This is a genomic window from Pseudomonas sp. RIT357, assembly GCF_000632245.1.
Taxonomy (GTDB): Bacteria; Pseudomonadota; Gammaproteobacteria; order Pseudomonadales; family Pseudomonadaceae; genus Aquipseudomonas; species Aquipseudomonas sivasensis.
The window spans coordinates 453,592-480,279 of the sequence record NZ_JFYX01000001.1 but is presented as its reverse complement, the minus strand read 5'-3'; the positions used below and the strand labels follow the sequence as shown (position 1 = coordinate 480,279).

The following is a 26,688-nucleotide window of genomic DNA, read 5'->3' as shown; positions in this document are numbered from 1 at the left end:
GTGGTATCTGAGGCTTTTTTCATGCAGGCGTATCAACGCGATTTCATTCGTTTTGCCATCGATCGCGGGGTTTTGCGCTTCGGTGAGTTCACCCTCAAGTCCGGGCGCACCAGTCCGTACTTCTTCAATGCGGGCTTGTTCAACTCGGGTTCGGCCCTGGCTCAGTTGGGGCGTTTCTACGCGGCAGCCATTGTTGAAAGCGGTATTTCCTTCGACGTGCTGTTTGGCCCGGCCTACAAGGGTATCCCCCTGGCAGCTGCAACAGCCGTGGCCCTGGCGGAACACCATGGGCGCGATCTGCCATGGTGCTTCAACCGCAAGGAAGCCAAGGCTCATGGCGAAGGCGGCAGCCTGGTGGGCGCGCCGCTGACCGGCGACGTGCTGATCATTGACGACGTAATCACCGCCGGCACCGCCATCCGTGAAGTGATGCAGATTATCGCTTCCCAAGACGGCGCCAAGGCTGCTGGCGTGCTGATCGCGCTGAACCGCCAGGAGCGCGGCAACGGTGAGTTGTCGGCGATCCAGGAAGTGGAGCGTGATTTCGGTATTCCGGTGGTAAGCATCGTTTCGTTGAACCAGGTGTTGCAGTTCCTGGAAGATGATCCGCAGCTCAAGCAGCACTTGACGGCAGTTAAGGCGTATCGCGAGCAGTTCGGCGTTCAGTAATCGCCGAACCATAAAAAAGCCCCGCTCAACCAAGTTGAGCGGGGCTTTTTGTTTTCAGCGTTTTAAGGGCGCTTGCGGTTGCTGATCAGCGTACCCACACCTGTATCGGTAAAGATTTCCAGCAGGATTGCATTCGGTACACGGCCATCCAGAATCAGCGAGCTGCCAACGCCGCCTTGCACTGCTTCCAGCGCGCAACGGATCTTCGGCAGCATGCCGCCGTAGATGGTGCCGTCGGCGATCAGTTCGTCTACCTGTTGAGTGGTCAAGCCGGTCAGCACCTTGCCTTCCTTGTCCATCAGGCCGGCGATGTTGGTCAGCAGCATCAGCTTTTCAGCCTTCAGCGCCTCGGCGACCTTGCCGGCGACGAGGTCAGCGTTGATGTTGTAGGACTCACCGTTCGCACCCACGCCGATCGGCGCGATCACCGGGATGAAGTCACCCTTGACCAGCAGGTTCAGCAGGTCGGTGTTGATGCCGATCACTTCGCCTACCTGGCCGATATCGATGATTTCCGGCTGGGTCATTTCCGGCGTCTGACGGGTAACGGTCAGTTTTTTCGCGCGGATCAGCTCGGCGTCCTTGCCGGTCAGGCCGATGGCGCTGCCGCCGTGGCGGTTGATCAGGTTGACGATGTCTTTGTTCACCTGGCCGCCGAGGACCATCTCCACCACGTCCATGGTCTGCGCGTCAGTGACACGCATGCCATCGATGAAGTGACTCTCGATCGACAAGCGCTTGAGCAGGTCGCCGATTTGCGGGCCGCCACCGTGCACCACCACAGGGTTGATCCCCACGGCTTTCATCAACACGATGTCGCGGGCAAAGCCGGTTTTCAGCTCTTCGCTTTCCATGGCATTGCCGCCGTACTTGATCACCAGCGTCTTGCCGACGTAGCGTCGAATGTAAGGCAACGCTTCGGACAGGACCTTGGCGGTGTTGGCAGCGGCTTCGCGTTCGAGGGTCATTCAGGGCTCCGGTAAAAAATCAGAACGGTAATTGGAGATCAGGGGCAACACGTTTCAACTGGGCGTGGAACACGTCCTTGATGCGCTGCAACTCAGCCTCGGTATCCGCCTCGAAACGCAGCACCAGCACCGGTGTGGTGTTGGACGCGCGAACCAGGCCCCAGCCTTTGGCGTAATCGACTCGCACACCATCAATGGTGGTCAGGTTGGCGCCTTCGCCCCATTGCGCGTCGTGCAGTGCGTCAATGATGCTGAATTTGCTCTCCTCGGTCACATGGATATTGATCTCTGGCGTAGAAATATCATTCGGGAAGGTCTGAAACAGCTCTTCGGCAGTGGATTTTTCCTTGCTGAGGATCTCCAGCAGACGAGCGGCGCTGTAGATACCGTCGTCAAAACCGAACCAGCGCTCTTTGAAGAACACGTGACCGCTCATTTCACCGGCCAACAGCGCGCCGGTTTCCTTCATTTTCTTTTTGATCAACGAGTGACCGGTCTTCCACATTAGCGGGCGGCCCCCGTATTCCTTGATCAGCGGCGTGAGGCGGCGGGTGCACTTCACGTCGAAGATGATTTCTGCGTTGGGATTGCGCGCCACTACGTCACGTGCGAACAGCATCAGCAGGCGGTCGGGGAATACGATCTCGCCGGTCTCGGTCACCACACCTACGCGGTCACCGTCACCATCGAAGGCCAGGCCGACATCGGCGCCGGTTTCCTTGACCTTGGCGATCAGGTCCACCAGATTTTCTGGCTTGCCTGGATCCGGGTGGTGGTTGGGGAAGTTGCCGTCAACCTCGCAGAACAACGGGATTACTTCGCAGTTCAAGGCTTCGAGCAGTTGCGGCGCGATCACACCGGCCGCGCCGTTGCCGCAGTCCACTACCACTTTGAGGCGGCGGGCGAGCTTGACGTCGCGGGTGATTTCGTCGGAGTAGCGCTGCAGGATGTCGACTTTGGTGATGCTGCCTTTGCCGCTGGTCAGGTCGTTGGTTTTCAGGCGGGTATGCAAGGCCTGGATCTGTTCATTAGCCAGGGTGTCGCCAGCGATGACGATCTTGAAACCGTTGTAATCCGATGGGTTATGGCTGCCAGTGAGCATCACCCCGGACTTGCCGGCCAGGACGTTGGCGGCGTAGTACAGAGCTGGCGTTGGTACCAGGCCGACGTCGCTGACATGGCAGCCGGCGTCGGCCAGGCCTTGGATCAGTTGCTCCACCAGCTCCGGGCCGGACAAACGACCGTCACGGCCTACCGATACGTTGGGCTCATCCTGAGCCAGGCTCTGGGCGCCGATGGCGCGGCCGATCCAGTAGGCCGTTTCGGCAGTCAGGGTCTTGGGCACCACGCCACGGATGTCATAGGCGCGAAAGATGCTGTCGGGGAATGTCGGGGCTACTCGGGCTGCGGTACTCATCGCGGGGGGAAACTCCATCTGAAGGGGGCAAGGCTGGCCTTAAAGTGGCTGACCGGCAGGCTCAAACTGAAGGGTATGACGGTGTTTTCGGCAGAGAGTTCGTGGTGCAAAAATGCCATCGGCGTTTGGAAGCCAGGCTTATTTCTGCGTAATACATTGATTTAGCTAGGGAAATCTCGCTGATAAATTCCGCGCATTCTTCATCCTGAAAAGCCATGCGGTGGCGTCTGGCCGGGCAAAAGCACCCGGCCACGTTCAGCTTAGTCAGAGACTGCCTGAATGCCCAAAGCCGCCTGCACCACGTTGGGTTTCGTCGAATTCCTGCACCAGTTCGAAGTGCGCCTGTACCACCGGCACAAGAACAAGCTGGGCAATGCGCTCGCCGACCACGATGTTGAATGCGGTTTGGCCGCGGTTCCAGCACGACACCATCAACTCGCCTTGGTAGTCCGAGTCGATCAGGCCTACCAGGTTGCCCAGCACGATGCCGTGTTTGTGGCCCAGGCCGGAGCGCGGCAGGATCAGCGCAGCCAGACCAGGGTCGCCCACGTAGATCGACAGGCCGGTAGGGATCAGGACGGTCTGTCCCGGCTCAAGCAGGGTGTCTTGCTTGAGCATGGCACGCAGGTCCAGGCCGGCAGAGCCTGGGGTGGCGTAGGCCGGCAGTGGGAATTCGGTGCCGATGCGTGGGTCGAGGATCTTGGCTTGCAAAGCGTGCATGGAAATTAAACCTGGTTCAGCCGTTGGGCGATAAAAGAGATCAGTTGGCGGGCAATCTTGCCCTTGCTGGTCTGGGCGAAAAGTGTCGCGTGCAGGTCGCGGTCAATCACGCTGCAGGCGTTTTCCTCGCTGTTGAAGCCGATGCTCGGGTTGGCGACATCATTGGCAACGATCAGGTCGAGGTTTTTGTCTTTCAATTTGCGTGCGGCGTAGTCCAGCAGATGCTCGGTCTCGGCGGCGAAGCCGACGCTGAACGGGCGGTCAGGACGTGTGGCGATGGTGGCCAGGATGTCCGGGTTGCGCACCATTTGCAGGAGCAGGCCGTCGCCGCTTGTAGGGTCTTTCTTGAGCTTTTGCGGGGCGACGACTTCCGGGCGGTAGTCCGCAACCGCTGCCGAGGCGATAAAAAGGTCGCAGGGAATAGCCGCTTCGCAGGCCGCGAGCATGTCTCGGGCGCTGACTACATCGATTCGCGTGACGCGATCAGGGGTCGGTAGATGTACCGGTCCGGTGATCAGCGTGACGCGGGCGCCTGCCTCGACCGCGGCTTCTGCCAGCGCAAAGCCCATTTTTCCTGAGCTATGGTTGGTGATGTAACGCACCGGGTCGATGTTTTCCTGGGTCGGGCCGGCGGTGATCAACACGTGCTTGCCGGTCAGGGCCAAGTGCTGGAAGCACTCGGCGGCACACAGGGCCAGGTCGGTGGCTTCGAGCATGCGGCCCATGCCCACGTCGCCACATGCCTGGCTGCCCGATGCCGGGCCGAACACCTTGAGGCCACGGCTTTGCAGGAGTTGGGTATTGGCCTGTGTGGCCGGATCGCGCCACATGGCCTGGTTCATCGCGGGGGCAATGGCAACGGTGGCGTCGGTGGCCAGTACCAAGGTAGTCAGCAGGTCATCGGCGATACCTTGGGCCAGGCGGGCGATCAGGTCGGCAGTGGCCGGGGCGATCAGCACCAGGTCGGCCCATTTGGCCAGTTCGATGTGGCCCATGGCGGCTTCGGCCGCCGGGTCCAGCAGGTCCATATGAACCGGGTGGCCGGACAGGGCCTGCATGGTCAGGGGTGTGATGAACTCGCTCCCGCCACGGGTCATGACCACGCGCACTTCGGCACCTTGGTCCAGGAGCCTGCGAACCAACTCTGCGCTCTTGTAGGCGGCAATGCCGCCGCCGACGCCGAGAACGATGCGTTTCCGATACAGACGCTGCATTGGTTTGCCTTTCCAGTTCAGTGAAGCCAGTTCAGTGGTGCGTGCGATCTCCCCTCCCCAGGTGAAATCGCACGCAAAAAAGAGGGCCTACGATAACACAGCGTCTGCCCCGCAACAGCGGCGCACATGTACAGGGAGGTGGGATGAGTATTCGTGATTGGCCGGCGGCAGAGCGGCCCAGGGAGAAGCTTTTGGCGTGGGGCGCGGCGAGTCTGTCGGATGCTGAACTGCTGGCAATCTTCCTGCGCACCGGTGTCGCAGGTCGGAGCGCGGTGGACCTGGCGCGCCATCTGCTGGCGCAATTTGGCGGCTTACGCCCGCTGCTGGAAGCAAGCCAGGCGCTGTTCAATCAGCAACTGGGCTTGGGGCCGGCGAAGTTTGCCCAGTTGCAGGCGGTACTAGAGATGTCCCGGCGGCATATGGCCGAACAGTTGCGCAATGAATCGGCACTGGAAAGTCCGGAAGTCGTGCGGGGATACCTCAAGGCGCTGTTGCGTCATGAGCCCCACGAGATCTTTGGCTGCCTGTTTCTCGATTCAAAGCATCGGGTGTTGGGCTTCGAGGCGTTATCCGAGGGCACCATCGACGCTGCTGTGGTGTACCCCCGGCAAGTGGTCAAGCGCGCGTTGGCTTACAACGCGGCGGCGTTGATCCTTTGTCATAACCATCCTTCGGGAAGTGTGGAGCCGAGTGCAGCTGATCGAAAATTGACCAAAGTCCTGCAAAAAGCGCTGGAGATGGTGGATGTGCGGGTGCTGGATCACATCATCGTGGGAGATGGTGATCCGTTATCGATGGCGGAATACGGATGGATGTAACCCCACCCTTTCAGGTGGGGTTACGGTTCAGGGCTTGACGCTGACCTTCGAGAAATCCTGGCGCCCGAACGGACTTACTTGATAGCCGTCGACACTCTTGCGCGCGAGGGCGAACGCCGTCGGATGCGCCAGTGGCAGCCACAGCGCCTGCTGCTGGATTTGCGCCTGGGCCTGTTGATACAGCTTGCTGCGCACCCCTTGCTCGCTGGTGGTTTTGCCAGCACTGATCAGTTTGTCCAGCGCCGGGTCGCAGTAGCGAGCGAAGTTGGTGCCTGACTTCACTGCTGCGCAGGAAAACTGCGGGGTCAGGAAGTTATCCGGGTCACCGTTGTCGCCGGCCCAGCCCATGAACAGCAGGTCATGCTCGCCGGCTTTGGCGCGGCGAATCAGTTCGCCCCATTCGATCACTCGGATCTCGGCCTGGATGCCGACTTTGGCCAGGTCGGCTTGCAGCAATTGCGCGCCGAGGTTTGGGTTAGGGTTCAGCAGGCTGCCAGTCGGGCGTGTCCAGATGGTGGTCTTGAAGCCGTCCTTGAGCCCTGCGCGATTCAGCAGGGCCTTGGCCTTGGCGAGGTCCTGTGGATAACCCGGCAAGTCTTTGGCGTAGCTCCAGGTGTTGGGAGGATAAGGGCCGTTGGCGGCTTCGGCGGTGCCTTCAAATACGGCTTTGAGGTAGCTGGCCTTATCGAAGGCCAGGTTGATCGCTTGACGTACTTCGGGTTTATCCAGGGGAGGGTGCTGGCTGTTGATCGCCACGAATGCAGTCATGAATGCAGCGGTCTTTTCCACCTTGAGGGCTGGGTCTTTCTCTGCCTCGCCTACATCCAGGGGCTTGGGCGACAGGGCGATCTGGCACTCATCGCGGTGCAGCTTCTGCAGGCGCACGTTGGCATCCGGCGTGATGGCGAAGATCAAGTTATCCACAGCCGGTTTGCCGCCGAAGTAGTCCGGGTTGGCTTTGTAACGAACCACAGCGTCTTTCTGGAAACGGCTGAAAATGAACGGGCCGGTACCAATCGGTTGGCTGTTGAGTTTCTCCGGCGTGCCGGCCTTGAGCAACTTGTCGGCGTATTCGGCCGGGTAAATCGAAGCGAAGCCCATGCTCAGTGCTGCGAGGAAGGTGGAGTCGGCATGATCCAGAGTGAAGCGCACCGTCAGCGGGTCGAGGGCATCGATCTTCTTGACCAGTGTTGGCAGTTGCAGAGACTGGGCGTGAGGGAAGCCGCTCTGGGCGATCTTGTGCCACGGGTTGGCCGGGTCGAGCATGCGTTCAAAGCTGAAGCGCACGTCTTCGGCGGTCAGGCTGCGGCTTGGGGTGAAATACTCGGTGCGGTGGAACTTCACATCCGGGTGCAGCTTGAAGGTGTAGGTCAGGCCGTCCGGCGACACTTCCCAGCTGTCCGCCAGACTTGGCACCAGCTTGCCGCTGGCGGCATCGAAGTCCACCAGGCGGTTCATCAGTACGTCGGCGGAGGCGTTGGTGGTGGTCAGCGAGTTGTACTGCACCACATCAAACCCTTCAGGGCTGGCCTCGGTGCACACGCTCAGGTTGGTGGCGGCAGAGGCCAGCGGCGCGATAAAGAGAGGGGCAAGCAACAGCGGTAGGGCAGCGAGGCGCATATTCGGTTTCCTTTGCAGATCGAAGGCCCATCTGCGAGTGCAGTCTGGAAAAGTCCTACCGTAGTGCTCTGATTGATAAATGACTAGCCCATTTTTGCCTGTGCTTTTGGCTCAAATGCTGTTTTGATGGCGCCTCAGATTGTTTCGCCGTGCACTTTACGGTGCGTGCGGGCGCTGAAAATCATTCTGTGCGACGAGCGGTCGGCTGTTGTATCGGCCCCTCCTGGCAACGGTTCAGGCGTCAATGGTCGAGATTTACTCCGGTAAAAACACACTCGCTGTTGTTGCACCAAGGTCTTTCTGGTATAAAGCAGCGCTCTTTTCTAGGGGCCCGGTTCCTTCGCTTGTAGGTGTAGCCGGTAAGACCCTAAAGAAACGCGGCGCCTGGCGCCAAATGACTGAGAGATTAAGCGGCCAACCCATGCCGGGTTGGGCATGTGGTTTTAGAGGGCTGAGGCATGTCGAGAGTCTGTCAAGTTACCGGTAAGGGTCCGGTGACTGGGAATAACATTTCCCACGCAAATAACAAAACCCGTCGTCGTTTCCTGCCGAACCTGCAGCATCACCGCTTCTGGGTTGAAGAAGAGAAACGTTTTGTTCGCCTGCGTGTATCTGCTAAAGGCATGCGTATCATCGACAAGCGTGGCATCACTGTCGTGCTGGCCGAAATCCGTGCCGCTGGCAAGATCTAAGGAGCTCTATCATGCGTGAATTGATTCGAATGATCTCTAGCGCCGGTACTGGTCACTTCTACACTACCGACAAGAACAAGCGTACTACCCCGGACAAGCTCGAAAAGAAAATGTTCGACCCGCGCGTTCGCAAGCACGTGATCTACAAAGAAGGCAAAATCAAGTAATTGATTTTCTTCCTTGTGAAAAAAAGCCCGTCTCTCACGAGTCGGGCTTTTTTTTGCGTGGAATTTGGTTGATCAGGTTTTCTGTTCAAACACCACGTAGATCTTGCGGCATGGTTCCAGTACTTCCCAGGTGCCGCTGAAGCCAGCAGGAATCACAAAGCGGTCGCCGGCGCGCAAGGTCTTGGCATTTCCCTCGGCGTCGCGCAGCACGGACACACCCTGCACGATTTCGCAGTACTCATGCTCGGTGTAGCTGACCGTCCACTGCCCGACATCACCTTCCCAGACCCCGGCGCTCATCTGGCCGCATGGGCTGTTGTAGTGGTTGTAGACCGTTTGTTCGGGATCGCCCTTGAGGATTTTTTCGGCGGCAGGGCGATAGCGGTCGGGGGCGGTGGTGGCTTGGCTGAAGTCGACGATGTCCTGGATGCTCATGTGCGTGTCCCGTCTGGCCTGGGGTTGAAGTGCCCAAAGTCTATGTTTATTAAAATGAACATCGCAAGGGCGTTTACCCGCGTTATGTCAAATATATTGAAACATCCCCAGCCGCTGGTTTAGGGTGGCAGCTGCCTTTGAGCCGAATAGTTGGTTGGCGGGCAAGCATTCTTTGAGGCTGCCGGGGGACATCGCCTGGCCCTTGTATTCAATAAGAGGAGGACACTCGCATGACCACCCTGACCCGTGCCGATTGGGAACAACGCGCCAAGGATCTGAAGATCGAAGGCCGCGCCTACATCAATGGCGAGTACACCGACGCTGCTTCCGGCGACACCTTCGAATGCATCAGCCCGGTCGATGGCCGTCTGTTGGCCACTGTCGCCAGCTGTGATGCCGCCGACGCCCAGAGCGCAGTGGAAAATGCCCGCGCCACCTTCAATTCCGGTGTCTGGTCGCGCCTTGCGCCGGCCAAACGCAAAGCCACCATGATCCGTTTCGCTGCGCTGCTCAAGGCCAATGCCGAAGAGCTGGCACTGCTTGAAACCCTGGACATGGGAAAGCCAATCAGCGATTCCCTGAACATTGACGTACCCGGCGCGGCGAATGCCCTGAGCTGGAGCGGCGAGGCCATCGACAAGATCTATGACGAAGTCGCCGCCACGCCGCACGATCAACTGGGCCTGGTGACCCGCGAGCCGGTCGGCGTGGTTGGCGCCATTGTGCCGTGGAACTTTCCGCTGATGATGGCGTGCTGGAAACTCGGCCCGGCGCTGTCCACCGGTAACTCGGTGATCCTCAAGCCTTCCGAAAAATCTCCCCTGACGGCCATCCGCATCGCGGCCCTGGCTGTTGAGGCCGGTATTCCGAAAGGCGTTTTCAACGTGCTGCCGGGCTACGGCCACACCGTCGGAAATGCCCTGGCGCTGCACATGGACGTCGACACGCTGGTATTCACCGGTTCGACCAAGATCGCCAAGCAACTGTTGATCCGCTCCGGCGAGTCGAACATGAAGCGCGTATGGCTGGAAGCTGGCGGCAAGAGCCCTAATATCGTGTTCGCCGATGCGCCGGACCTGCAAGCTGCCGCCAACTCCGCAGCCAGCGCCATTGCCTTCAACCAGGGCGAAGTCTGTACCGCGGGTTCGCGCTTGCTGGTGGAGCGCTCGATCAAAGATACATTTCTGCCGCTGGTTATCGAGGCCCTCAAGGCCTGGAAACCTGGCAACCCGCTGGACCCGGCGACTACCGTCGGCGCTGTGGTGGATACCCAGCAGATGAACACCGTGCTGTCTTACATCGAAGCGGGTCACACCGATGGCGCCAAACTGGTGGCCGGTGGTAAGCGCATCCTGGAGGAAACCGGCGGTACCTACGTGGAGCCAACGATTTTCGATGGTGTGACCAACGCCATGAAGATCGCCCAGGAAGAGATCTTCGGCCCAGTCCTGTCGGTAATTACGTTCGACAGCGCCGAAGAGGCTATCAAGATCGCCAACGACACGGTGTATGGTCTGGCCGCAGCCGTGTGGACTGCTGATATTTCCAAAGCGCACCTGACCGCCAAGGCCCTGCGCGCCGGCAGCGTGTGGGTCAACCAATACGACGGCGGTGATATGACCGCGCCGTTCGGTGGCTTCAAGCAGTCGGGTAATGGTCGCGACAAGTCGCTGCACGCGTTCGACAAATACACCGAGCTGAAGTCGACCTGGATCAAGCTCTAAGCAACACCGCAGGCCAAATGTGGGAGGGGGGTTGCCCCCCGATAGCCGTGTGTCAGGCACTAAAAGTGCCCAATGATTCACCGCGATCGGGGGCAATCCCCCTCCCACACTGCTTTGTGTGTCCTCAAGAATTATCCACAGGAGTGTGGCAATGCGTTGGGCGACCTATTTCGCCGTGTTGGCCTCGGTACTCAGTGTCGGTCTGGCCCTGGGGGTGAGCATGCCGCTGGTGTCCCTGCGCCTGGAAGGCTGGGCTTACGGCAGTTTCGCCATTGGCGTGATGGCCGCCATGCCGGCCTTCGGCGTATTGCTCGGTGCCAAGGTCTCCAGTCGGCTGGCCTCCTGGCTCGGCACTGCCAACCTGATGCGCCTGTGCCTGTGGGCGGGGGCTGTGTCCATCGGTTTGCTGGCGATTCTGCCCAGTTACCCCGTATGGCTGGTGCTGCGGCTGATGATCGGGGTGATTCTGACCATTGTGTTTATCCTCGGCGAAAGCTGGATCAACCAACTGGTGGTGGAGCAGTGGCGCGGCCGCCTGGTGGCGTTATATGGCTGCAGTTATGCCCTGAGCCAGCTCTCGGGCCCACTGCTGCTAGGCCTGATTGGCACCGACCATGACTACGGCTTCTGGGTCGGCGTTGGCCTGTTGCTGGTGGCGCCGCTGTTGCTGCTGGGACGCTCAGGTGCGCCCACCGCTGACTCGTTCAGCGTGACCTTCGCTGACCTGTGGCGCTTCTGTAAGAGCCTGCCGGCGATCGCCTGGGCGGTGGCGCTGTTCGCCGCGTTCGAGGCAATGATCCTGACGCTGCTGCCGGTGTATTGCCTGCAACAGGGTTTTACTGCCGAGATCGCCTTGGCGATGGTCAGCACGGTGGTGGTCGGCGATGCGCTGCTGCAATTGCCCATCGGTGCGCTGGCCGACTACCTGCCTCGACGTACGCTGTTTCTGAGTTGCGCGGTGCTGTTACTGGCGTCCAGCCTGGCGATTCCGTTGACGTTGCACACGCTGTTGATCTGGCCGATATGGGTAGTGTTCGGCGCCAGTGCTGGAGGGTTGTTTACCCTCTCGTTGATCCTGATTGGCGAGCGCTATCGTGACGATGCGCTGGTGCGCGCCAATGCCCATATCGCTCAGTTGTGGGGCATCGGGTGCCTGGTCGGCCCGCTGGTGGCCGGTGCGGGCAGCCAGTGGATCAACGGGCATGCGCTGCCGCTGTTAATGGCAGCCGGGGCGTTGGGGTTGGTGGTGCTGTTGCTGCGCCAGGGCGCATTCGGTACCGCACAGCCAGCCTGATTTGAAAGGCGATCGAATGTGGGAGGGGGGGCAAGCCCTCTCCCGCATTGGATCTTCATTGTGCTTAGAGCATGCGTTCCAGGCCGACCGAAGTGGCAAACCAGGCATTGAAGCGCCGCCACCAACTGCCAGGTTCGCGTGTCAGGGTGTGCAGTTGACCGTTATCTTCGGTCACCCACACCACGTTGCCGTCCTGCAGTTTCGCCTCATAACTCAAGGCGGGCGCCATGCCTTGCAGCGCCAGTTTGCGCACGTGTTCCGCCAGTTCGGGGCTGTCCACCAGGACACCGACTTCGGTGTTCCACAGCACAGAGCGTGGGTCGAAGTTGAACGAGCCGATAAACGATTTCGTCCGATCAAAGATCATTGCCTTGCTGTGCAGGCTGGAATCCGAACCTCGGAAGGTGCCCCGGCGAAACAAGTGCGGGCCGCTGCCACCCCCGTCGCCCGGTTGGCGGCGTAGTTCATAGAGTTTGACTCCGTGCTCCAGCAGCGCCTTGCGATACGGCGCATAGCCACCGTGCACCGCCGGCACGTCGGTGGCTTCAAGGGAGTTGGTCAGCAGGCTCACGGACACACCCGCGTCGGCGCGCCCCGTTAGGTACACCAGTCCTGGCTGCCCCGGTACGAAGTACGCCGAGATCATTATCAGCTCTTGGTTGACACCCTCCAGCTCCGGCGCCAGTTGGGTGGTCAGCAGCAGGCGTGGGTCTGGGTCGGCCTTGGACAGCACCTTGCTCGGCGCGTCCCACAACGCCTGATTCCAGGCCCAGATCAGCTCGCGACGCCAGATGTCCATGCGCGGTTGGGTCTGGTAGGCGCGCAGGCGGTTGTACAGCGCGTGATTCTGCTGGCGCGACTCGGCCAACGACGCCTCCAGGCGCACGCGCGCGACGGCCAGGTCGCCTTTGGAGGGGCTGTTTGAGACGAAGTCGTCGATGGGTTTGCTCAGGGCGCTGTTCCAGTACTGATCGAAACTGTGCCCGAGCTGCTCGGCCACCGGCCCGACGCTGAGCATGTCGATATCGGTGAAGTTCAGATTGGGCTCGGCGTCGAAATACTCATCCCCCAGATTTCGCCCGCCGACGATGGCCACGCTGTTGTCCGCCAGCCACAACTTGTTGTGCATGCGCCGGTGTTGCAGCGACAGGTCGAACAGGCGACCCATGGCCCGCGTCACACCCATGCTGCGCCCCAGGTGCAGGGGGTTGAACAGGCGAATTTCGATCTTGGGGTGGGCGGCGAGGGTGGCGATGATTTGGTCGAGGCCGTCGCTGGTGGTGTCGTCCAGCAGGATGCGCACGCGCACGCCACGGTCGGCGGCTTTGAGCAGTTCATCTACCAGCATGCGCGTACTGATGCCATCGTGGACGATGTAGTACTGCAGATCGAGGCTGGTCTGGGCGTTACGGATCAGCTCGGCGCGGGCCATGAAGGCTTCGCTGCTGTTGGGCAGCAGGCGGAAACCGGAGCGCCCTTGGTAAGGCGCGGCCTGGGCCTGGATCGAGCGGCCGAACGACGACTGTGCAGCCGGCAGTGCGTCGCTGGGGATGCGCTCAGTGCTCACCGTGGCGCAGCCACCCAGGCTCAGTGCTCCCAGCAGGAAAAGCGGTAAAAGCCGTCGAATCATCAAGGGAGGCGCTTCCAGATCAGGGCAGTTGTCGGCATATGACGGCAATTTCCCGCGAAAGGTCAGTCGGTCGACTCGGCCAACATCTTTATCGCGGCGGCACCGACCTTGCGTACCGCTTCTTCAATCTGCGGGGTTGGTTTAGCACCGTAGTTCATGCGCAGGCAGTTGCGGTACTTGCCCGACGCAGAAAAGATACTGCCTACCGCAATCTGTACACCCTGTTCCACCAGCACCCGGTTGAGCTTGAGGGTATCGAAGCCTTCCGGCAATTCCACCCAGAGCATGAAGCTGCCTTGGGGGCGGCTGGCGCGGGTGCCCGCCGGGAAATAGCGGCTGACCCAATCGAGCATCAAGTCGCGATTACGCTGGTATTGAGTGCGCATCCGCCGCAAATGAGGTTCGAAATGCCCGCCTTTGAGAAATTCGGCAATCGCGATCTGCGGTTGGGTCGCGGTGGAGCCGGTGCTGATGTATTTCATGTGCAGTACCCGCTCAAGGTAGCGCCCCGGTGCTACCCAGCCAATACGCAGGCCCGGCGCGAGGGTTTTCGAGAAGGAGCTGCAGAGCAGCACTCGGCCGTCTTCGTCGAAGGATTTGATAGTGCGCGGGCGCGGGTAGCTGTAGGCCAATTCGCCATAAACGTCGTCTTCGATGATTGCCACGTCAAAGCGTTGGGCCAGGGTCAGCAGTGCGCGTTTGCGTGCCTCCGGCATGATGTAGCCCAAGGGGTTATTGCAGTTGGGGGTCAACTGGATGACCTTGATCGGCCACTGCTCCAAGGCTAGTTCCAGTGCTTCAAGGCTGATGCCGGTGATGGGGTCGGTGGGAATCTCCAGGGCTTTCATGCCCAGCCCCTTGAGGGTCTGCATGGCGCCGTGAAAGCTCGGCGAGTCCACCGCGACGATATCCCCAGGATCACAGATAGCGTGGATGCTGGCGGACAGCGCCTCATGGCAGCCAGTGGTGATTACGATGTCTTCGGCGGTCAGTTGGCAGCCGGAATCCAATGACAGCCGTGCGATTTGCTCACGTAATTCCATACAGCCGAGGATGTTGTCGTAGTACAGCCCGGGCAGATCCTGACGCCGGCTTACGCGCGCGAGGCTGCGCAACAAGGGCTTCAGGGTGGGCGACAATACATCCGGCATGCCGCGGCCCATCTGTATGACGTCTTTGCGTGGCACGGCGCGAATCAGTTCCAGCACTTGGTCCCACTGGGAGATTTCCACCGGCCGCTGTGCTGGCCGGCCCACCTCCGGCAATGCCGGCAGCTCGCGGCCGACGGGTACAAAGTAGCCGGACTTGGGCTTGGGCATCGCCAGACCGTTGTCTTCCAGCACGCGATAAGCCTGTTGCACGGTGCTCAGGCTGACCCCGTGTTCCACGCTCAAGGCCCGTACAGATGGCAATCGATCACCGGGGCGATAGAAGCCCTGTTCGATACGAGTGCCCAGCAATTCGGCGAGGTTGACATAGAGGGTCATGACGGTCGCTCCCAATGGACCAGTACAGATAGGGGGAAAATACAGGATTCAGCCGCTCAGAGGCAGTTTCTGTATGGATTTAATAAAGGTGGGTTGAATCTGTAATGGTTTTTGCCGATCGCCCATTCTTGTCACTCAAGGCAACACGCCACTGAGGGGCAACAAAATGAACGGCATGAGCGATGTGAGGCTGGCGTTACACGGTCAGGAACTGGAAGCAGGGCAGCAGCGGGTACTGTCTGCGCTCACGGGTAACCGCTGGAGCCTGTTCTGGCATCGTCGCCATACCCGCAAGGCCCTGCTGACGCTGACCTGTGAGCAATTGCAGGATATCGGGCTGACTGTCGAACAGGCACGCCAGGAAGGCTTGAAGCCTTTCTGGCGCGGTTGATCACACCAGCTCTTTGAGGCGGTGCCAGAGCATCCCCAGCGCCAGAAGCGGCGAGCGCAGGTGCTTGCCGCCGGGGAAGGTGATGTGCGGCACCTTTGCGAACAGATCGAAACGCCCTTGCTGTTGGCCGCTGATGGCTTCGGCCAGCAGCTTGCCTGCCAGGTGCGTGGCGTTTAGGCCATGGCCCGCGTAGGCCTGGGCGTAATACACGTTGGGTTGATCCGCCAACCGGCCGATCTGCGGCAAGCGATTGGCGCCGATGCCGATCATGCCGCCCCACTGATAGTCGATTTTTGCGTCGGCCAACTGTGGGAACACCTGTAGCATTTTCGGCCGCATGTAGGCGCTGATGTCCTGGGGATCACGACCGGAGTAGTGGCACGCCCCCCCGAACAGCAGGCGACGGTCGGCGGACAGGCGGAAGTAGTCCACCGTCACTCGTTGGTCGCACACCGCCATGTTTTGCGGCAACAGGCTGGCGGCCTGAGCTTCGCTCAAAGGTTCGGTGGCGATGATGTAGCTTCCGGCGGGCAGCACTTTGCCGCTCAGGTGTGGGTTGAGGCCGTTGAGGTAGGCGTTGCAGGCCAGCACCAGAGTCTTGGCACGCACATGGCCATTGGCGGTATACACCTTGACCTCGGGGCCGTAGTCGATGCGCGTCACTTCGGACTGCTCAAACAACTGCACGCCCAACCCCTGTGCGGCGGCCGCTTCGCCGAGCGCCAGGTTCAGCGGGTGCAGGTGGCCTGAACCCATGTCGATCATGCCGCCCACATAGCGGTCGGAACCGATCACACTGCCCATCTCGGCGGCTTGCAGCAGGCGCACCTCATGGCGATAGCCCAGGCTGCGCAGTTCTTCGGCGTCTTCGGCCAGGCCGTGCAGGTCACGAGGCCTGTTGGCGAGGTCGCAGTAGCCCCACGTCAGGTCGCAGGGGATCTGGTAGCGCTCGACACGCTCGCGCACGATCTCCACAGCCTCCAAGCCCATCAACTTCATCTCGCGCACGCCATCGGAGCCGATCACGTTGGTGAACTGGTCCAGGCCGTGGCCGACGCCGCGAATCAGTTGCCCGCCATTACGCCCGCTGGCGCCCCAGGCGATCTTGCGCGCTTCCAGCAACACCACGCGCAAGCCGCGCTCGGCCAGTTCCAGGGCGGTGTTAAGCCCGGAAAACCCCCCACCGATAACACACACGTCGGCAGTCACTTCGCCTGTCAACGCCGGGTAATCGGGTTGCGGCACGCTGCTGGCGGCGTAGTAGGAAGCGGTGTGCCGGGCGCTGGCGATCATGGGCGGAATCCCTGTTTGGAAAATTTGACGCAGGATACAACGGTCGGGCGAAGCTGTCTGTGCGGGGCGTTTTGCGTCAGAATCCACGCCTATTTGCCGTTCGGTACGTGTTTCGATGAGTTGCAACAGTCAGAAAGTCAGCGCATTGCGCCGTCAGATTCCTTCGTTCGAGTGCGTCCCCGGTTGTCACGACTGCTGTGGGCCGGTGACCACATCGCCCGAGGAAATGTCGCGCCTGCCGCGTAAGACCGCCGCCGAGCAGGACGCGGCCATGGACGAACTGAACTGCGTCCACCTAGGGCCCAATGGCTGCACGGTGTATGACGAAAGGCCGCTAATCTGCCGGTTGTTCGGTACCACCTCGACCTTGCCGTGCCCCAATGGGCGGCGGCCAGTGGAGCTGATTCATCCTCGGGTGGAGAAGCAAATCCATGAGTACATGGCGAGCACCCGGCAAGTACTCGTCTAGCGGGTGTACTCGATCAAAATGCGGGAGGGCGTTGCGTCGGTTAGTCAGGAATCGGCAGGTTCAGGCTCTCTTTCACCTCTTCCATCACGATATAGCTCTTGGACTCCCGCACATGGGGCAGCTTGAGCAGAATGTCCCCCAGCAATTTGCGGTACGACGCCATCTCGGAAATCCGCGCTTTCACCAGGTAATCGAAGTCGCCGGACACCAGGTGGCATTCCAGCACATGGGGCAGTTTCAGTACGGCGCGGCGGAACTCTTCAAAGGTGTCGCCGGATTTGTAATCGAGGCTGATCTCGACAAATACCAGCAAACTGCCCTTCAAATGCTGGGGATTGAGCCGCGCGTTATAGCCCATGATGATCCCTTCACGCTCCAGCCGGCGGACCCGTTCGGTGCATGGCGTGGTCGACAACCCGACCTTTTCCCCCAGCTCTGTGAACGAGATACGCCCGTCGGTCTGCAGGATGCGCAGAATGTTGCGGTCGATCTTGTCCAGTTCCCGTTTGGTCTGGGTGTTGGTACGCATAGGGGATACGCCTCTGTGAAAAGGGTTTTTGCCGAGAATTGTCGCCAAATATAGGCATTTATATAGTGAAATGCACTGGTGATTGCTTTTTATACTGCGCCCATCATTGCTCGAATAACACACGTCAGCGGCTAAGCCCGCGATGAGGATATAAAAATGCGCGTTCTGGTCTTGGGTAGCGGCGTCATTGGTGTGACCAGTGCCTACTATTTGGCTCGGGCTGGCTTTGAAGTCGTTGTGGTCGACCGTCAGCCCGCTGCTGCCATGGAAACCAGTTTCGCCAACGCCGGCCAAGTGTCCCCAGGCTACGCTTCGCCATGGGCCGCGCCAGGTGTGCCGCTCAAGGCCATCAAATGGCTGCTGCAACGCCACGCACCGCTGGCGATCAAGGCCACGGCCGATATCGATCAATACCTGTGGATGGCGCAGATGTTGCGCAACTGCACCGCCAGCCGTTATGCGGTGAACAAGGAGCGGATGGTGCGCTTGTCCGAGTACAGCCGTGACTGCCTCGACGAGTTGCGCGCCGAGACCGGCATTGCCTACGAAGGTCGCAGCCTGGGGACTACTCAACTGTTCCGCACTCAGGCCCAGTTGGATGGCGCCGCCAAAGACATCGCGGTATTGAAAGAATCCGGCGTGCCCTTCGAACTGCTCGACCGCGCCGGCATTGCCCGCGTTGAGCCGGCCCTGGCCAATGTCACCGATATCCTTGCAGGTGCCTTGCGCCTGCCGAACGACCAGACTGGCGACTGCCAGATGTTCACCACCCGCCTGGCCGAGATGTGCAAGCAGTTGGGCGTGGAGTTTCGCTTTGAACAGGACATCCAGCGCCTCGACCGCGCCGGTGACCGCATCAACGGCGTGTGGATCGACGGCAAGCTGGAAACCGCCGACCGCTATGTGCTCGCGCTCGGCAGCTACTCGCCGAAGCTGCTCAAACCGCTGGGAATCAAGGCGCCGGTTTACCCGCTCAAGGGCTACTCGCTGACAGTGCCGATCACTAACCCTGCGATGGCGCCGACTTCGACCATTCTCGACGAGACCTACAAGGTCGCGATCACCCGTTTCGACAACCGCATTCGCGTCGGAGGCATGGCTGAAATAGCCGGTTTTGACCTGTCGCTTAACCCGCGTCGGCGTGAAACCCTGGAGATGATCGTCAACGACCTTTATCCTCAGGGCGGCGATCTGGCAACCGCCGAGTTCTGGACCGGCCTGCGCCCGACTACACCCGATGGCACACCAATTGTCGGTGCCACCCCGTTCAAGAATCTGTTCCTGAACACCGGCCACGGTACCCTCGGTTGGACCATGGCCTGCGGCTCCGGTCGTTTGCTGGCTGATCTGATGGCTAAGAAAACCCCGCAGATCAGCGCCGCAGGCCTCGATATTTCCCGTTACGGCAACCACCAGGAGTCCGCACAACATGTCAATCCAGCGCCAGCTCACCAATGAGCGCATGAGCCAGATCGTAGTCCACAGCGGTACCGTGTATCTGGCCGGGCAAGTCGGCGACGACATGAACGCCGGGATTGAACAGCAGACCCGTGAAACCCTCGCCAATATCGAGCGTTTGCTGGACCTGGCCGGCACCGACAAGACCAAGCTGCTGTCGGTGACGATCTACCTGAAAGACATCGACGCCGATTTCGCCGGCATGAACGCGGTGTGGGACAAGTGGCTGCCAAAAGGCGTCGCTCCGGCCCGCGCCACTGTCGAGGCCAAATTGTGCGAACCAGAAATCCTGGTAGAGCTGTCCGTCGTGGCCGCGCTGCCTTAAACAACGATCCCTCTCCCGGTGCCGAAGCTGTTGGTCGGTACCGGTTTTTTCTTCACTTAGCCGCCTAGAAGCCTGCCGCCATGCGTCCTGCCCGTGCCCTGATCGACCTCCAAGCCCTGCGCCACAACTACCAACTGGCCCGTGAAATTACGGGGGCCAAGGCCCTTGCCGTGGTCAAGGCCGACGCCTACGGCCATGGTGCCGTGCGTGTGGCCCAGGCGCTGGAAGCCGAGGCAGATGGGTTTGCCGTGGCATGCATCGAGGAAGCCCTGGAGCTACGTGCCGCCGGTATTCGGGCGCCGGTGCTGCTGCTGGAAGGTTTCTTCGAAGCCGACGAGTTGCCGCTGATCATCGAGCATGATTTGTGGTGCGTAGTGCATTCTTTGTGGCAACTGGAGGCGATCGAACAGGCCAAACTGAGCAAGCCCCTGACCATCTGGCTCAAACTGGATTCGGGCATGCATCGCGTCGGCCTGCATCCAAAGGATTATCACGAGGCCTACCAGCGCCTGCTGGCCAGCGGCAAAGTCGCGAAAATTGTATTGATGAGCCACTTTGCTCGCGCCGATGAACTCGATTGCGTCGGCAGCAACGAGCAAGTCGCGGTGTTTGAGGCGGCGCGACAAGGCCTGGCGGCCGAGGTCAGCCTGCGCAATTCGCCGTCGGTGCTGGGCTGGCCGAGCATGACCAGCGACTGGGTGCGCCCCGGCATCATGCTTTATGGCGCGACGCCGTTTGGCGAAGACCATTCCATTGCCGCACGTCTGCAGCCGGTGATGACCCTGGAATCGAAAGTGATCTGCGTACGCGAACTGCCGGCCGGCGAGCCAGTGGGCTACGGCGCCCGGTTTATCACGCCTAAACCGATGCGTATCGGCGTGGTTGCCATGGGTTATGCCGACGGCTACCCGCGCCACGCGCCTACCGGCACGCCTGTGTTGGTGGCGGGGCAGCGCAGCCAATTGCTGGGGCGCGTGTCCATGGACATGCTGTGCATCGATCTGACCGACGTCCCTGAGGCAGGTCTTGGCTCTACGGTGGAGCTGTGGGGCAAGAACATCCTCGCCAGTGACGTCGCGGTTGCCGCTGAGACCATTCCCTACCAGATCTTCTGCAACCTGCGCCGGGTGCCAAGGCTCTATTCCGGCGCTTGACGGTCAGGCACGAACACAGCTTCCTGGGATTTAGGCCCAAGTGTTGTAAATACTGAACGCTGTCGCCATGATAACGCTCAATTACAACAAAGCCTGAATCCTAGGAGGCTCCCGCATTGGACGTCGGCGAACGACTGCAATCCATCCGCAAGCTGAAGGGTCTTTCCCAGCGTGAACTCGCCAAGCGCGCGGGCGTCACCAACAGCACCATTTCGATGATCGAAAAAAATAGTGTCAGCCCCTCAATCAGCTCCTTGCGCAAGGTGCTGGGCGGCATTCCCATGTCCATGGTCGAGTTCTTTTCCGAAGAGATCCTCCAGGAAATACCGACACAGATCGTCTATAAAGCCAATGAGCTGATCGACATCTCTGACGGCGCCGTCACCATGAAACTGGTGGGTCGAGCGCACCCGAGCCGGGCCATCGCGTTTCTCAACGAGATCTACCCACCGGGCGCCGACACTGGCGAAGAAATGCTCACCCACGAAGGCGAAGAAACCGGGATTCTGGTGGAAGGTCGCCTTGAATTGGTGGTCGGTCTTGAAACTTTTGTGCTCGAAGCTGGCGATAGCTACTACTTTGAAAGTACCAAGCCCCATCGTTTTCGAAATCCGTTCGACGTACCGGCGCGACTAATCAGCGCAGCCACACCCGCGAACTTTTAAGAATAGAGGCGTCCTGCCAGCGTTGCAGAGACACCCGAGCTGTATTCCGCGAGGCTGAATCTCCCTTTATTTAATAGGGTTGTTTCGGCCCGGCGGGCTAACCGTTATACTTTCGCCGCCTGCGAAACCGTGGCCGCAGGCGTGAATAGCCACCATTGAGGGTGAACGCGTGAACCTAATTATGAAAATGCTGGCTGCACCAGCAACCGTACTGGCCCTATGGGCTGTGAGCGCACAAGCTGCGACCAATGATGATATTGCCAAGCGTCTGGAGCCGGTGGGCCAGGTCTGCGTCCAAGGCGAGGAATGCAAAGGCATGGAAGTCGCCGTGGCAGCGGGCGGCGGCGGCGGCGCGAAAACCCCGGATGACATCATCGCCAAACACTGCAACGCGTGCCACGGTACCGGCCTGCTGAACGCGCCGAAAATCGGCGACACCGCCGCCTGGAAAGAACGCGCCGACCACCAGGGCGGCCTCGACGGCATCCTGGCCAAGGCGATCACCGGCATCAACGCCATGCCACCTAAAGGCACCTGTGCTGATTGCTCGGATGAAGAGCTTAAAGGCGCGATCAAGAAGATGTCCGGCCTGTAACCTGCCGATCTTCGCCAAAAAAGCCGCTTACGAGCGGCTTTTTTGTGCCTGTGATTTACCCGTCGAGGCTGTTCTTTGCAGCAAAGACCCGGCAAGCTCGGTCCAACCCCTAATCATGGAATGTTCAGGAGGGTCGGATGGTGCAGTTGTGTTCAATCGAGCAAGCAGTTGACGACGTATTGGCGCGTTTGCCAGCGCATATTCACATGGGCATGCCGCTGGGCCTGGGCAAGCCCAATCTGTTCGTTAATGCGCTGTACCGGCGTATCGCCAAGCTGCCGGAGCGGGCGCTGACGATCTATACCGCGTTGAGCCTGGGCCGTCCGACGATGGGCGATGGCTTGCAGAAGCGCTTTCTGGAACCCTTTATCGAGCGAGTGTTTGGGGATTACCCGGAGTTGGAGTTTCTCGCCGCGCTGCACTCAGACAGCTTGCCGAAGAATATCCACGTGCAGCAGTTCTTCATGCAGCCCGGTAGTCTGCTGCACAGCACGTCGGCCCAGCAGGATTACGTCAGCAGCAACTACAGCCACGCCGCCCGCGATATCAACGCCGCTGGCCTGAACCTGGTGGCACAACTGGTCGCGAGCAGCGCGGAACACCCTGACCGCCTGAGCCTGAGCTGCAACCCCGACATCACCCTCGACCTGCTGCCCATGATCGCCAAGCGCCGTGAAGCGGGCGAAACCGTTTTGATCGTTGGGCAGGTTCACACCGATTTGCCCTACATGCCCGGCGATTCCGAGTTGGGCATGGACGCGTTCGACTACCTGATCGATGCTAAGGACAGCACTACACTGTTCTCCACGCCGAACATGCCGGTGGGGTTTCAGGACCATTTCATCGGCCTGCATGCCAGCACTTTGGTGCGCGATGGCGGCACCTTGCAGATCGGTATTGGCTCCATGGGCGATGCGTTGACCGCCGCCTTGCTGGCGCGCCAAGCCGATAACGAAGCTTACCGCCTGCTGCTGACGGATCTGGATGTGTATCAGTGGGCACCGCTGATCAGCCATGAAGGCGGTGTCGATCCCTTTGCCCGTGGCCTTTACGGTTGCAGCGAAATGTTCGTCAACGGCTTGCTGGTGCTGGCGGATGCGGGGATTATCCGGCGCAAGGTCTACCCGGATGTGGCCACTCAGGAACAAGCCAACGCCGGTTTGCTGGACGATGCGGCGCAGCCCGATGGGGTATCGATCCACGGTGGCTTCTTCCTCGGGCCACGCAGTTTTTACCAGCGTTTGCAGGAAATGACCCACGCCAAACGCCTTGAATTCAACATGACCCGCATCAGCTATATCAACGAGCTGTACGGCCAGGAAGAACTCAAGCGTTTGCAGCGCCAGGATGCACGGTTTATCAACAGCGCGATCACGGTGACGTTGCTGGGCGCAGGCGTGGCCGACCAGTTGGAGGACGGCCGCGTGCTCAGCGGCGTGGGCGGACAATACAACTTTGTGGCTCAGGGGCACGCGCTGGAAGGCGCGCGCTCAATCCTGATCCTGCGCAGTTGGCGTGAGTCGGCGGGGGAGGTCAGTTCCAATATCGTCTGGGAGTACGGACACTGCACCATTCCCCGGCACCTGCGGGACATCGTCATCACCGAGTACGGCATTGCCGACCTGCGCGGGCAGACGGATGCCAAGGTCATTGAGGCGTTGCTCAACATCACCGACTCGCGCTTCCAGGCCGACTTGATTGAGCAGGCGCAAAAGGCTGGCAAGTTGCCCAAGGATTTCCAGATGGATCCGCGCTTCACCGACAACACGCCGGAGCGGCTCCAGGGTATCCAGGCGCGGCATCGGCGTTTGTTCCCGGAGTATCCGCTGGGCAGCGATTTCACGGATGAAGAGCGGGATCTGTTGCGCGCATTGAACTGGCTCAAGAGCAAATTCAAGCTGACGGAAATTCTGGAGTTGGGCAAGGCGGCGCTGGATGCACCGGAGCCGGAGGCGTTTCCCGAGCACCTGAAACGGATGTGCCTGGATAAGCCGGAGGGGTTGAAGGAGGATCTGTATCAGCGCTTGTTACTCGCCGGCCTGCAGGCCACCGCGCACTAACAGACAATAGAGCGCAAATGTGGGAGGGGGCTTGCCCCCGATTGCCGTGTATCAGTCACCGAAAATATTGGCTGACCCACTGCTATCGGGAGCAAGCTCCCTCCCACATGTTGAGCGGTGTTGGCTTCAGATGAAGGTAACCACGCCACCGGCCAGCGATTTCACCCGCGCCAGCGACTCAACCCGATAACCCTGCGCATCCAGCTCTGCACGGCCACCCTGGAACGACTTCTCAATCACAATCCCCAAACCGGCAACGGTCGCACCGGCCTGCTTGATGATCGAAATCAGCGCCTGGGACGCCTTGCCGTTGGCCAGGAAGTCATCGATCACCAGTACACGGTCGCTGCTGGTCAGGTGACGCGGCGAGATGGCCACGGTGCTCTCGGTTTTCTTGGTGAAGGAATACACCGTTGCCGACAGCAGGTTTTCGGTCAGGGTCAGGGACTGCTGCTTGCGGGCGAAGATCACCGGCACGCCCAGGTTCAGGCCGGTCATGATCGCCGGCGCAATGCCCGAGGCCTCGATAGTGACGATCTTGGTGATGCCCGAGTCCTTGAACAGTGCGGCGAATTCATCACCAATCAGCTTCATCAGCGCCGGGTCGATCTGGTGGTTCAAAAAGGCGTCGACTTTGAGTACCTGATCGGAAAGCACGATGCCTTCTTCGCGAATTTTCTTGTGCAGTGCTTCCACGGAAAGCTTCCTCTAATGGCGCGGTCTGCGCCGAAAGTAGATTAAAAAGTAGTCGATTCTAGCGCTTTAACATCGCGCGTATGTCCGCCAGGGCGGTGTTGCCGCGTACGGCTTTCACCTCGGTCGGGGTGTCGTCATTGCCTTCCCAGGCCAGGTCATCCGGCGGCAGTTCATCCAGGAACCGGCTGGGGGCACAATCGATGATCTCGCCGTATTGCTTGCGCTTAGCGGCAAAGGTGAAGGCCAGGGTCTGACGCGCGCGGGTAATGCCCACGTAGGCCAGACGGCGTTCTTCCTCGATAGTGTCGGCTTCAATGCTGGAGCGGTGCGGGAGGATTTCTTCTTCCATCCCCATGATGAACACGTAGGGGAATTCCAAGCCCTTTGAGGCATGCAAGGTCATCATCTGCACACCTTCGGCGCCGTCTTCCTCTTCCTGCTGACGTTCGAGCATGTCGCGCAGTACCAGCTTGCCGATGGCGTCTTCGACGGTCATCTCGCCGTCTTCGTCTTTTTCCAGGGTGTTCTTCAGGGCTTCGATCAGGAACCAGACGTTGCCCATGCGGTAATCCGCAGCTTTGTCGCTGGAGCTGTTGGTGCGCAGCCAGTTTTCGTAGTCGATGTCCATGACCATGCTGCGCAGGGCGCTGATCGGGTCTTCGCCGGCGCACTGCTCGCGAACCTTGTCCATGAAGCGCTTGAAGCGAGCCAGGCGATCGGTGAAGCGCGTGTCCAAGTGCTCGCCCAGGCCGATCTCGTCGGTGGCGGCGTACATCGAAATCTTGCGTTCGGTCGCGTAGTTGCCGAGTTTTTCCAGGGTCGTCGAGCCGATTTCCCGGCGCGGCACGTTGATCACGCGCAGGAAGGCGTTGTCGTCGTCCGGGTTAACGATCAACCGGAAGTAGGCCATCAGGTCTTTCACTTCCTGGCGTCCGAAAAAGCTGTTGCCCCCCGACAGACGATATGGAATCTGGTGGTGCTGCAACTTCAGCTCGATCAGCTTGGCCTGGTAGTTACCGCGATACAGGATCGCAAAGTCGCTGTAGGGCCGATCGGTACGCAGGTGCAATGTGAGCAGCTCGACGGCCACGCGCTCGGCTTCGGCGTCTTCGTTGCGGCAGCGGATTACGCGGATCTCATCGCCGTGGCCCATCTCACTCCACAGCTGTTTTTCAAACTCGTGGGGGTTGTTCGAGATCAGCACGTTGGCGCAGCGCAGGATGCGGCTGGTGGAGCGGTAGTTCTGCTCCAACATCACCACTTTCAAGGACGGGTAGTCGACCTTGAGCAGCATCAGGTTTTCCGGGCGGGCGCCGCGCCAGGCGTAGATCGACTGGTCATCGTCGCCCACCACGGTGAACTGGTTGCGCTTACCGATCAGCAACTTCACCAGCAAGTACTGGCTGGCGTTGGTGTCCTGGTATTCGTCCACCAGCAGGTAGCGCACCTTGTTCTGCCACTTTTCGAGGATGTCGGCGTGTTCCTGGAACAGCTTGACCGGCTGCAGGATCAGGTCGTCGAAGTCCACCGCATTGAACGCCTTGAGCGTGCGCTGGTAGTGGGTGTAGACGATGGCCGCGGTCTGTTCCTTGGGGTTGCGCGCGTTTTCCAGGGCCTCGGCGGGCAGGATCAGGTCGTTTTTCCAGGCGCCGATCATGTTTTTGATCTCGTCGACGCCGTCGTCGCCTGCGTATTCCTTCTGCATGATGTCGGTCATCAGGGCCTTGACGTCGGTCTCGTCAAAGATCGAGAAGCCCGGTTTGTAGCCCAGCCGAGCATGCTCCTTGCGGATGATGTTCAGCCCCAGGTTGTGGAAGGTACACACCGTGAGGCCACGGCCTTCGCCACCCTTGAGCAGGCTGCCGACGCGTTCTTTCATCTCGCGCGCGGCCTTGTTGGTAAAGGTCATGGCGACGATGTACTGGGCGCGGATGCCACAGCTCTGGATCAGGTGTGCGATCTTGCGGGTGATCACGCTGGTCTTGCCGGAGCCTGCACCGGCGAGCACCAATAGAGGGCCGCCGACGTAGTTCACGGCTTCTTGCTGCCGGGGATTGAGTCGGGACATACAGAATTCAGGGAGTCGTTGTTCAAAAGGGCGGGCATTTTAACAGGCTGGCAAGATTCTGCTGCTCTGGATCGACGGTGTGACGTACCACTCGATCTAAATTTGCCGGTTTTGCTACTTTGCCGCAGGA

25 protein-coding genes and 1 pseudogene are annotated in these 26,688 nt (G+C 60.1%); 14 read left to right on the top strand and 12 right to left on the bottom strand.

The window, feature by feature from the left end:
* Positions 1–21: 21 nt before the first annotated feature.
* Entirely contained in the window at positions 22–669 is a 648-nt protein-coding gene (gene pyrE, locus BW43_RS24935) for an orotate phosphoribosyltransferase (RefSeq protein ID WP_032884405.1), read from the top strand.
* 62 nt (positions 670–731) lie between these two features.
* On the opposite strand, the gene argB is transcribed toward pyrE, so the two are convergent.
* From argB to coaBC, 4 genes and pseudogenes are all read right to left on the bottom strand, one after another.
* Positions 732–1,637 carry an acetylglutamate kinase gene (gene argB / locus BW43_RS24940; protein ID WP_017735763.1) on the bottom strand — a complete coding sequence of 302 codons (906 nt, stop codon included), beginning with the start codon at positions 1,635–1,637 and terminating at the stop codon, positions 732–734.
* 19 nt (positions 1,638–1,656) lie between these two features.
* Positions 1,657–3,078, bottom strand: a pseudogene (locus tag BW43_RS24945) (phosphomannomutase/phosphoglucomutase); the annotation flags it as partial.
* 240 nt (positions 3,079–3,318) lie between these two features.
* Positions 3,319–3,774: a dUTP diphosphatase gene (gene dut, locus BW43_RS24950; protein ID WP_032884403.1), complete on the bottom strand. Its 456-nt coding sequence runs from the start codon at positions 3,772–3,774 to the stop codon at positions 3,319–3,321.
* Between the two features lie 5 nt (positions 3,775–3,779).
* On the bottom strand, positions 3,780–4,988 hold the full coding sequence (gene coaBC, locus BW43_RS24955; RefSeq protein WP_032884402.1) for a bifunctional phosphopantothenoylcysteine decarboxylase/phosphopantothenate--cysteine ligase CoaBC: 1,209 nt from the start codon (positions 4,986–4,988) through the stop codon (positions 3,780–3,782).
* Positions 4,989–5,131: 143 nt separating this feature from the next.
* On the opposite strand from coaBC, the gene radC reads away from it, so the two are divergent.
* A complete protein-coding gene (gene radC, locus BW43_RS24960) occupies positions 5,132–5,806 on the top strand; it encodes a DNA repair protein RadC (protein ID WP_032884400.1) in 675 nt (224 codons plus the stop codon).
* Positions 5,807–5,833: 27 nt separating this feature from the next.
* Here the strand turns inward: radC and BW43_RS24965 are convergent, their stop codons facing one another.
* Entirely contained in the window at positions 5,834–7,426 is a 1,593-nt protein-coding gene (locus BW43_RS24965; RefSeq protein ID WP_032884399.1) for an ABC transporter substrate-binding protein, read from the bottom strand.
* Between the two features lie 458 nt (positions 7,427–7,884).
* On the opposite strand from BW43_RS24965, the gene rpmB reads away from it, so the two are divergent.
* Positions 7,885–8,118: a 50S ribosomal protein L28 gene (gene rpmB / locus BW43_RS24970; RefSeq protein ID WP_003176907.1), complete on the top strand. Its 234-nt coding sequence runs from the start codon at positions 7,885–7,887 to the stop codon at positions 8,116–8,118.
* Between the two features lie 11 nt (positions 8,119–8,129).
* On the top strand, positions 8,130–8,285 hold the full coding sequence (rpmG, locus tag BW43_RS24975) for a 50S ribosomal protein L33 (RefSeq protein ID WP_003176906.1): 156 nt from the start codon (positions 8,130–8,132) through the stop codon (positions 8,283–8,285).
* A 72-nt stretch (positions 8,286–8,357) separates the two neighbouring features.
* Here rpmG and BW43_RS24980 read toward each other — a convergent pair whose 3' ends face one another.
* A complete protein-coding gene (locus BW43_RS24980) occupies positions 8,358–8,720 on the bottom strand; it encodes a cupin domain-containing protein (protein ID WP_032884397.1) in 363 nt (120 codons plus the stop codon).
* A gap of 230 nt (positions 8,721–8,950) precedes the next feature.
* On the opposite strand from BW43_RS24980, the gene BW43_RS24985 reads away from it, so the two are divergent.
* On the top strand, positions 8,951–10,444 hold the full coding sequence (locus tag BW43_RS24985) for an aldehyde dehydrogenase (protein ID WP_032884395.1): 1,494 nt from the start codon (positions 8,951–8,953) through the stop codon (positions 10,442–10,444).
* A gap of 151 nt (positions 10,445–10,595) precedes the next feature.
* Entirely contained in the window at positions 10,596–11,738 is a 1,143-nt protein-coding gene (locus tag BW43_RS24990; RefSeq protein ID WP_032884393.1) for an MFS transporter, read from the top strand.
* Positions 11,739–11,802: 64 nt separating this feature from the next.
* On the opposite strand, the gene BW43_RS24995 is transcribed toward BW43_RS24990, so the two are convergent.
* A complete protein-coding gene (locus BW43_RS24995) occupies positions 11,803–13,368 on the bottom strand; it encodes a phospholipase D family protein (RefSeq protein WP_032884392.1) in 1,566 nt (521 codons plus the stop codon).
* Positions 13,369–13,430: 62 nt separating this feature from the next.
* Positions 13,431–14,855, bottom strand: a complete 1,425-nt coding sequence (locus tag BW43_RS25000; RefSeq protein WP_032884391.1) for a PLP-dependent aminotransferase family protein — start codon at positions 14,853–14,855, stop codon at positions 13,431–13,433.
* A gap of 166 nt (positions 14,856–15,021) precedes the next feature.
* Here BW43_RS25000 and BW43_RS25005 point away from each other — a divergent pair, with 166 nt between their 5' ends.
* A complete protein-coding gene (locus BW43_RS25005; RefSeq protein ID WP_032884390.1) occupies positions 15,022–15,246 on the top strand; it encodes a DUF1127 domain-containing protein in 225 nt (74 codons plus the stop codon).
* Here the strand turns inward: BW43_RS25005 and BW43_RS25010 are convergent, their stop codons facing one another.
* Positions 15,247–16,539 (bottom strand): FAD-binding oxidoreductase, encoded by a 1,293-nt coding sequence (locus BW43_RS25010; protein ID WP_032884388.1) that lies wholly within the window; start codon positions 16,537–16,539, stop codon positions 15,247–15,249.
* A gap of 115 nt (positions 16,540–16,654) precedes the next feature.
* Here BW43_RS25010 and BW43_RS25015 point away from each other — a divergent pair, with 115 nt between their 5' ends.
* On the top strand, positions 16,655–17,008 hold the full coding sequence (locus BW43_RS25015) for a YkgJ family cysteine cluster protein (protein ID WP_032884386.1): 354 nt from the start codon (positions 16,655–16,657) through the stop codon (positions 17,006–17,008).
* Between the two features lie 40 nt (positions 17,009–17,048).
* Here BW43_RS25015 and BW43_RS25020 read toward each other — a convergent pair whose 3' ends face one another.
* Complete coding sequence (locus BW43_RS25020; RefSeq protein WP_003176896.1) at positions 17,049–17,537, bottom strand: Lrp/AsnC ligand binding domain-containing protein; 489 nt, start codon at positions 17,535–17,537, stop codon at positions 17,049–17,051.
* Between the two features lie 156 nt (positions 17,538–17,693).
* On the opposite strand from BW43_RS25020, the gene dadA reads away from it, so the two are divergent.
* The 6 genes from dadA to BW43_RS25050 all read left to right on the top strand — a co-directional run bounded on the left by dadA (position 17,694) and on the right by BW43_RS25050 (position 23,794).
* On the top strand, positions 17,694–18,995 hold the full coding sequence (gene dadA / locus BW43_RS25025) for a D-amino acid dehydrogenase (RefSeq protein ID WP_032884384.1): 1,302 nt from the start codon (positions 17,694–17,696) through the stop codon (positions 18,993–18,995).
* Positions 18,967–19,320 (top strand): RidA family protein, encoded by a 354-nt coding sequence (locus BW43_RS25030; protein WP_017135862.1) that lies wholly within the window; start codon positions 18,967–18,969, stop codon positions 19,318–19,320. The genes dadA and BW43_RS25030 overlap by 29 nt, the downstream gene beginning before the upstream one ends.
* Before the next feature lie 80 nt (positions 19,321–19,400).
* On the top strand, positions 19,401–20,474 hold the full coding sequence (gene alr / locus BW43_RS25035) for an alanine racemase (protein WP_032884382.1): 1,074 nt from the start codon (positions 19,401–19,403) through the stop codon (positions 20,472–20,474).
* A gap of 116 nt (positions 20,475–20,590) precedes the next feature.
* Positions 20,591–21,139 carry a cupin domain-containing protein gene (locus tag BW43_RS25040; protein WP_003176893.1) on the top strand — a complete coding sequence of 183 codons (549 nt, stop codon included), beginning with the start codon at positions 20,591–20,593 and terminating at the stop codon, positions 21,137–21,139.
* A gap of 181 nt (positions 21,140–21,320) precedes the next feature.
* Positions 21,321–21,734 carry a cytochrome c5 family protein gene (locus BW43_RS25045; protein ID WP_032884380.1) on the top strand — a complete coding sequence of 138 codons (414 nt, stop codon included), beginning with the start codon at positions 21,321–21,323 and terminating at the stop codon, positions 21,732–21,734.
* A gap of 137 nt (positions 21,735–21,871) precedes the next feature.
* The gene (locus BW43_RS25050) at positions 21,872–23,794 is read left to right on the top strand and encodes an acetyl-CoA hydrolase/transferase C-terminal domain-containing protein (protein ID WP_032884379.1); all 1,923 of its coding nucleotides are present in this window, start codon (positions 21,872–21,874) and stop codon (positions 23,792–23,794) included.
* A gap of 126 nt (positions 23,795–23,920) precedes the next feature.
* Here BW43_RS25050 and BW43_RS25055 read toward each other — a convergent pair whose 3' ends face one another.
* The gene (locus tag BW43_RS25055) at positions 23,921–24,490 is read right to left on the bottom strand and encodes a xanthine phosphoribosyltransferase (RefSeq protein ID WP_003176890.1); all 570 of its coding nucleotides are present in this window, start codon (positions 24,488–24,490) and stop codon (positions 23,921–23,923) included.
* Between the two features lie 58 nt (positions 24,491–24,548).
* Positions 24,549–26,558, bottom strand: a complete 2,010-nt coding sequence (rep, locus tag BW43_RS25060; RefSeq protein ID WP_032884378.1) for a DNA helicase Rep — start codon at positions 26,556–26,558, stop codon at positions 24,549–24,551.
* Positions 26,559–26,688 lie beyond the last annotated feature (130 nt).

Excerpts from the sequence above, each read along its gene's own strand:
- pyrE (WP_032884405.1), top strand. The coding sequence starts at position 22 with ATGCAGGCGTATCAACGCGATTTCATTCGTTTTGCCATCGATCGCGGG.
- argB (WP_017735763.1), bottom strand. The coding sequence starts at position 1,637 with ATGACCCTCGAACGCGAAGCCGCTGCCAACACCGCCAAGGTCCTGTCC.
- dut (WP_032884403.1), bottom strand. The coding sequence starts at position 3,774 with ATGCACGCTTTGCAAGCCAAGATCCTCGACCCACGCATCGGCACCGAA.
- coaBC (WP_032884402.1), bottom strand. The coding sequence starts at position 4,988 with ATGCAGCGTCTGTATCGGAAACGCATCGTTCTCGGCGTCGGCGGCGGC.
- radC (WP_032884400.1), top strand. The coding sequence starts at position 5,132 with ATGAGTATTCGTGATTGGCCGGCGGCAGAGCGGCCCAGGGAGAAGCTT.
- BW43_RS24965 (WP_032884399.1), bottom strand. The coding sequence starts at position 7,426 with ATGCGCCTCGCTGCCCTACCGCTGTTGCTTGCCCCTCTCTTTATCGCG.
- rpmB (WP_003176907.1), top strand. The coding sequence starts at position 7,885 with ATGTCGAGAGTCTGTCAAGTTACCGGTAAGGGTCCGGTGACTGGGAAT.
- rpmG (WP_003176906.1), top strand. The coding sequence starts at position 8,130 with ATGCGTGAATTGATTCGAATGATCTCTAGCGCCGGTACTGGTCACTTC.
- BW43_RS24980 (WP_032884397.1), bottom strand. The coding sequence starts at position 8,720 with ATGAGCATCCAGGACATCGTCGACTTCAGCCAAGCCACCACCGCCCCC.
- BW43_RS24985 (WP_032884395.1), top strand. The coding sequence starts at position 8,951 with ATGACCACCCTGACCCGTGCCGATTGGGAACAACGCGCCAAGGATCTG.
- BW43_RS24990 (WP_032884393.1), top strand. The coding sequence starts at position 10,596 with ATGCGTTGGGCGACCTATTTCGCCGTGTTGGCCTCGGTACTCAGTGTC.
- BW43_RS24995 (WP_032884392.1), bottom strand. The coding sequence starts at position 13,368 with ATGATTCGACGGCTTTTACCGCTTTTCCTGCTGGGAGCACTGAGCCTG.
- BW43_RS25000 (WP_032884391.1), bottom strand. The coding sequence starts at position 14,855 with ATGACCCTCTATGTCAACCTCGCCGAATTGCTGGGCACTCGTATCGAA.
- BW43_RS25005 (WP_032884390.1), top strand. The coding sequence starts at position 15,022 with ATGAACGGCATGAGCGATGTGAGGCTGGCGTTACACGGTCAGGAACTG.
- BW43_RS25010 (WP_032884388.1), bottom strand. The coding sequence starts at position 16,539 with ATGATCGCCAGCGCCCGGCACACCGCTTCCTACTACGCCGCCAGCAGC.
- BW43_RS25015 (WP_032884386.1), top strand. The coding sequence starts at position 16,655 with ATGAGTTGCAACAGTCAGAAAGTCAGCGCATTGCGCCGTCAGATTCCT.
- BW43_RS25020 (WP_003176896.1), bottom strand. The coding sequence starts at position 17,537 with ATGCGTACCAACACCCAGACCAAACGGGAACTGGACAAGATCGACCGC.
- dadA (WP_032884384.1), top strand. The coding sequence starts at position 17,694 with ATGCGCGTTCTGGTCTTGGGTAGCGGCGTCATTGGTGTGACCAGTGCC.
- BW43_RS25030 (WP_017135862.1), top strand. The coding sequence starts at position 18,967 with ATGTCAATCCAGCGCCAGCTCACCAATGAGCGCATGAGCCAGATCGTA.
- alr (WP_032884382.1), top strand. The coding sequence starts at position 19,401 with ATGCGTCCTGCCCGTGCCCTGATCGACCTCCAAGCCCTGCGCCACAAC.
- BW43_RS25045 (WP_032884380.1), top strand. The coding sequence starts at position 21,321 with ATGAAAATGCTGGCTGCACCAGCAACCGTACTGGCCCTATGGGCTGTG.
- BW43_RS25050 (WP_032884379.1), top strand. The coding sequence starts at position 21,872 with ATGGTGCAGTTGTGTTCAATCGAGCAAGCAGTTGACGACGTATTGGCG.
- rep (WP_032884378.1), bottom strand. The coding sequence starts at position 26,558 with ATGTCCCGACTCAATCCCCGGCAGCAAGAAGCCGTGAACTACGTCGGC.